The organism is Pseudoduganella sp. RAF53_2, assembly GCF_052113985.1.
GTDB lineage: Bacteria > Pseudomonadota > Gammaproteobacteria > Burkholderiales > Burkholderiaceae_D > Rugamonas.
Window position 1 is genome coordinate 1 of the sequence record NZ_JBFRDW010001094.1, and the last position, 1,025, is coordinate 1,025.

At 63.5% G+C, this 1,025-nt stretch carries 1 protein-coding gene and 1 pseudogene; both read right to left on the reverse strand.

The features are described 5' to 3' along the window. Positions 1-520, reverse strand: a pseudogene (locus tag AB4Z11_RS32545) (hypothetical protein); the annotation flags it as partial. A gap of 60 nt (positions 521-580) precedes the next feature. Continuing rightward, positions 581-1,025: M13-type metalloendopeptidase (locus AB4Z11_RS32550; RefSeq protein ID WP_442030431.1), on the reverse strand; the 445-nt coding region annotated here is incomplete at its 5' end.

Sequence of the window (1,025 nt, forward strand, 5' to 3'; positions counted from 1 at the left end):
GGGCAGACGAGGTGCTGCCGCGCGAGGCCATCTCCTGCGCGAAATCGTTCAGGCGTTGCGCCAGTCCGGCAATGCGTTCCAGCGGCGCCGGCAGATAGCGGCGGGCGAGGGCGAAATCTTCCACGGCCACCAGCGACGGCATGGCCAGCTCGGCGCATTGCCTTGCCAGCTCCGGAATCTGTGCGTCGATCTGCGAGAACAGCTCATGGGTTGCACGATCCTCGCCCAGCGCGCTGTTGATGGCGTTGATGTCCATGAAGCGCTGCAGCGTCGCGCCGCCGTTGAGCAGGCGCTGGGTGTCGCGGTCGCGGATGGCTTGCAGGGCGCGGCGCGCCAGCGGGAATTGCTCGGCCAGGTAAATCCAGTCGCGTAGCGCGAAGGACAGACGCACGCCCGCCAGCGATGGATCTTCGTCCAGCGCATGTTCGTGGAACCACAGGTGGTCACGCAGGGCGTCCTCATACTTGCCCGCCAGGCGCGCATTGCGGGCGCGCTCCAGAATTTCATGTGCTTGGCTCATCTTCATCCTCTAAAAATACGAGGCCGGTATTTTACCCGCTTATTCACGGGCGCACGCCCATCACCATACGCGGCACATCTTGGCCGGCTCCCTGTACATCGCTTGCCCCGCCTTGCAGGAGAAGGCCTTCGCAAACTCCGGCATATTCACTACCAGGCCATTGACGCGATAGCGGCCCGGCGAGTGTGGATTGGTCAGAGCGTTCACCCGTGCGTTCTCCGGACGGTCGTTCTCGCAGGCCCACTGCGCGTAGCCAACGAAGAAGCGCTGTTCCGGCGACAGGCCATCGCGCGCCTGTTGCGGCGCATTGGCGATCTCGGATTTCCACGCCATCCAGGCCAGAATCAGGCCGCCGAGGTCGGCCACGTCTTCACCCAGGGTCAGCTTGCTGTTGATCTTGATGTCGTCGACGATGGTGTACTGCGCGTACTGGTCGACGATGCACTGGGCACGGTCGGTGAAGGCCTTGGCGTCCTTCTTGGTCCACCAGTCTTTCAGATTGCCC